This is a genomic window from Streptomyces sp. FH025 (assembly GCF_017427025.1).
Taxonomy (GTDB): domain Bacteria; phylum Actinomycetota; class Actinomycetes; order Streptomycetales; family Streptomycetaceae; genus Kitasatospora.
In genome coordinates this window covers 1-4079 of the sequence record NZ_JAFLNG010000688.1, presented here as the reverse complement: position 1 = coordinate 4079, position 4079 = coordinate 1, and the positions used below count along the sequence as shown (strand labels likewise).

5 protein-coding genes are annotated in these 4079 nt (G+C 72.1%); 2 read left to right on the top strand and 3 right to left on the bottom strand.

Translation table 11 applies throughout. The features are described 5' to 3' along the window. Positions 1–228 (top strand): hypothetical protein (locus J0670_RS32085; protein ID WP_243437829.1); only part of this gene is annotated, 228 nt, incomplete at its 5' end. An 86-nt stretch (positions 229–314) separates the two neighbouring features. On the opposite strand, the gene J0670_RS32080 is transcribed toward J0670_RS32085, so the two are convergent. Next, complete coding sequence (locus tag J0670_RS32080) at positions 315–1868, bottom strand: MDR family MFS transporter (protein WP_243437828.1); 1554 nt, start codon at positions 1866–1868, stop codon at positions 315–317. Between the two features lie 185 nt (positions 1869–2053). Then, positions 2054–2503: a MarR family transcriptional regulator gene (locus J0670_RS32075; RefSeq protein WP_307806789.1), complete on the bottom strand. Its 450-nt coding sequence runs from the start codon at positions 2501–2503 to the stop codon at positions 2054–2056. Between the two features lie 112 nt (positions 2504–2615). Here J0670_RS32075 and J0670_RS32070 point away from each other — a divergent pair, with 112 nt between their 5' ends. Then, positions 2616–3662 carry an ABC transporter permease gene (locus tag J0670_RS32070; protein WP_243437827.1) on the top strand — a complete coding sequence of 349 codons (1047 nt, stop codon included), beginning with the start codon at positions 2616–2618 and terminating at the stop codon, positions 3660–3662. A 71-nt stretch (positions 3663–3733) separates the two neighbouring features. On the opposite strand, the gene J0670_RS32065 is transcribed toward J0670_RS32070, so the two are convergent. Further along, positions 3734–4079, bottom strand: a 346-nt coding sequence (locus tag J0670_RS32065) for an ROK family protein (protein ID WP_207815523.1), incomplete at its 5' end; no start/stop codon positions are given.

Here is a 4079-nt window from a genome sequence, read left to right as displayed (position 1 = left end):
GCCCTGGCCCAGACCGCCGGCATCAGCTTCGGCGTCACCGTCGCCGTGGTCGCCGTCTTCGCCCTCGGCATCCTGGCCCTGTCCCGCCGCGAGGCCTCGCTGAGCGCCCGCGAGGGCGGCCAGGCCTCCGGCGGCGGCAAGCCCGCCCTGCTGGCCGGCGCGTACGCCTGCTTCGCCGTGTGCGCCGCGGCCGTGGTCTACGGCCTGGTGCTGATCGCCGCGCCGTAAGGCCTGTCCGACGGGGCCGTGGAACGCCGAACGGGCCGGGGAGTGTTCGACACTCCCCGGCCCGTTTCGCGTATCCCGGCCGCCGGTCAGCTCTCCTGGGTGGTCTTCAGCGCGGTCTCCCGGATGAACAGCACCGTGACGAAGGCCAGCAGCGCGAAGGGCGCGGCCCACAGGAAGACGGTCCCGACCCCGTGGCCGAAGGCGTCCGTCACCAGCGGGACGATCGGGGCCGGCAGCTTGGACAGGTCCGGGATGCCGCCGCCGGACGCCGCGGGCGAGGCCGGGATGTGCGCCGCGGCCATGTTCTCCGCCAGGTAGTGGCCGACCTTGTTGGTCATCAGCGCGCCGAGCGCGGAGACGCCCATCGCGCCGCCCATGGTGCGGAAGAAGGTGACGACGGAGCTGGCCGCGCCGAGCTCGTGCCGGGGCACCGTGTTCTGCACCGCGAGCACCAGGTTCTGGCTGGTCAGGCCGAGGCCGACACCGGTGATCCCCATGTAGAGGGAGAGCAGCGCGTAGTCGGTGTCCGCGCGGGCCGTGCCGAGCAGGCCGAAGCCGATCGCGAGCAGCGCCGTGCCGGCGACCAGGTAGGCCTTCCACTTGCCGTACTTGGTGATCAGCCGGCCGGCCACCGTGGAGGAGAGCGCCAGGCCGAGGATCATCGGCAGGGTCATCAGGCCGGCCATGGTCGGGGACTTGGCGCGGGCCAGCTGGAAGTACTGGCTGAGGAAGGTGGTCGCGCCGTACATCCCGACGCCGACCAGCACGCTGGCGATCGCGGCCAGGGTGACGGTGCGGTAGCGGAAGAGGTCCGGCGGGATGATCGGCTCGGCGGCGCGGCGCTCGACCACGATGGCCAGGGCGCCCAGCAGCACGCCGCCGCCGACCATCACCGCGGTCTGCCAGGACAGCCACGGGTAGTTCTTGCCGGCCAGCGTGATCCAGATCATCAGCAGGCTGACGGCGGCGGTGATGACCAGCGCGCCCAGGTAGTCGATCTTCGCCGGGCGCTTGACCACCGGCAGCTTGAGGGTGCGCTGCACCACCAGGATCGCGGCCAGCGCGAAGGGGATGCCGACGTAGAAGCACCAGCGCCAGCCCAGCCAGGAGGTGTCCACGATGACGCCGCCGATCAGCGGGCCGCCGATGGTGGCGAGGGCGAAGACCGCGCCGAAGTAGCCGCTGTAACGGCCGCGTTCGCGCGGCGGGACCATCGCGGCCAGGCAGATCTGGCCGAGCGCGACGACACCGCCCGCACCGATGCCCTGGAGGGCGCGGCAGGCGATCAGCTCGCCGGTGTTCTGGGAGAGGCCGGCCAGCGCGGAGGTCCCGATGTAGATCAGCAGGGCTATCTGGAGCAGCAGCTTCTTGCTGGCGAGGTCGGAGAGCTTGCCCCAGATCGGGGTGGAGGCGGTCAGGGTGAGCAGGGCCGCGGTGATCACCCACGTGTAGGCGGACTGGCCGCCGTGCAGGTCGGCGAGGATGTGCGGCAGGGCGTTGGAGACGACGGTCGAGGAGAGCACGGCCACGAAGAGGCCGAGCAGCAGGCCGGACAGTGCCTCCATCACCTGCCGGTGGGTCATCGGCTGGTCGTCGACGGCGGCGGTGGTGCCGGTCGAGGCCGCGGTGGTCACGGTCATCTGGGTCCTTCGGCGAGGCGAGCGGGATGTGGGGATACGCGAACACGAAAAATTCGTTGCCTTAAGCAACCATATGCCGAGATGGTTGACTTAGGCAACTTTCTTCAAGCCCAAGTAAAGACCCTTGCAACGCCGCTGGTCACCGAGGTGCGAATGTCAGGCGTCGGCGGCCCCACCTCCCGGGATCACTCCGCGGGAGGCTCCCCCAGCACCTCGTTGAACCGGTGCAGCAGCTCCGCGAAGCGGACCACGTCCTCCCGCGGCCACCCGCCCATCACCTCGCCCACCCGCCGCATCCGCACGTCGCGCGCGGCCAGGTAGCGTCGCCTCCCGTCCTCGGTCAGCGAGACCAGGGCGGCCCGGCGGTCCTGCGGGTCCGCCTCCCGGGCCACCAGGCCCAGCTCCTCCAGCGCCCGGATCTGCCGGCTCACGGTGGCCTTGCCGACCGCGAAGTGCACACCGACGTCCGTCACCCGCACCCGCCCGGCCTGGGCGATGTAGCCGAGCATGCTGTACGCCATGCCCTCCAGTTCGGGGTGCACCCGGCGTGAGAGTTCCGCCACTCTGGCGCGGCCCCGCCGGAACATCAGCCCGACCTCGCGCTCCACCGCCACCAGGGCTTCCTCGTCCGTCACCGCGCCAGTATCGCCCAGCGACACCGGTCCACCCCTGCCGAGGAAGTTGAGACAAGCTAACTAGTTCATGGTATTAAGTATCCGTTTTCCGCCGATACGCAAGGAGATGTGGATGGCCGCCCCGGGGCAGGGTTTCGTCGCTGAACTGAAGGGCGCGGTCACACCGCGTGCGGCACTGCTCGTGATCGGCGTGCTGCTACTGCAGCTCGGCTTCATAGTTTCGTACGTGGGGGCGCTGCACGAGCCGACCCCGCACAAGCTGTCGATCGCGGTGGTCGCCCCGCCGCAGGTCTCGCCCAAGCTGGTCCAGGCGCTGGAGTCCGTGCCGAACGAGGCCGTCAAGCCCGTCACGGCGCCGGACGCCGCGACCGCCACCCAGCAGATCAGGGACCAGAAGATCTACGCCGCGCTGGTGGTGAACCCGACCGGCACCGAGGACACCCTGCTCGTCGGCGGCGCCCGCGGCGCCTCCGCCGCCAAGGCCGCCGAGTCCATCACCACCGCGCTGGACAAGGCCCAGGGCCGGACCGTCAAGGTCGAGGACGTCGCGCCGCTGGCCAAGGGCGACAGCAACGGCCTGTCCGCCTTCTACCTGGTCATCGGCTGGTGCGTCGGCGGCTACCTGGTCGCCTCGATCCTCGGCATCAGCGCCGGCTCCAAGCCCGCGAACGGCCACCGCCTGCTGATCCGCCTCGGCGTCCTGGCGCTGTACTCGGTCGCCGCCGGCCTCGGCGGCACGATCATCGCCGGGCCGGTGCTGAACGCGCTGCCCGGCTCGATCCTGGCGCTGACCGCCATCGGCGCCCTGGTGGTGTTCACGGTCGGCGCGTTCACCATGGCGTTGCAGTGCCTGTTCGACGTCATCGGCATCGGCATCGCGGTGCTGGTCTTCGTCGTGCTGGGCAACCCGAGCGCCGGCGGCGTGTACCCGGCTCCGCTGATGCCGCCGTTCTGGCGGGCGATCGGCTCGCTGATCCCGAACGGCGCCGGCACCAGCGCCACCAGGTCGATCGCCTACTTCGGCTCCACCAACCTCGGCATGCCGATCCTCGTCCTGGTGGTCTGGGCGCTGATCGGCATGGGCGTCGCCTACCTGGCCGTGCTGCGCGGCCCGCGCTCCGGCGGCCGCGAGCTCGTCGCCGAGCCCGCCGAGTCCTGACCAATCCCGCGCCGCTCAGACCGAGTCCCCGGCCGCTTCGGCCGGGGGCTCGGTCGCGTTGCGGGGCCGGCTCAGCCGCCCGCGAGCCGTCCCGGGTCGGCGAGGACGGCGCGCACCACGCCCACCGCCGCGCCCAGCAGCGGGCCGCGCCGGCCGAGCCGGGAGACCGTCAGCCGGTCCTCCGCCCAGGGCCGCACCGTCACCCGGGCGGCCAGCTCGCGCCGCATCGCCGGCAGCAGCCAGGGCGCCAGCCGGGCGTAGCCGCCGCCCAGCACCACCTCGGCCGGGTCCAGCAGGTTGACCGCCCCGGCGGCCGCGATGCCGAGCGCCGAACCGGCCCCGGCCAGCGCCGCCCGGGCGGGTTCGTGCCCGCCCCCGGCCCGTTCGGCGAGCAGCGTCACCCAGTCGCCGTGCGCA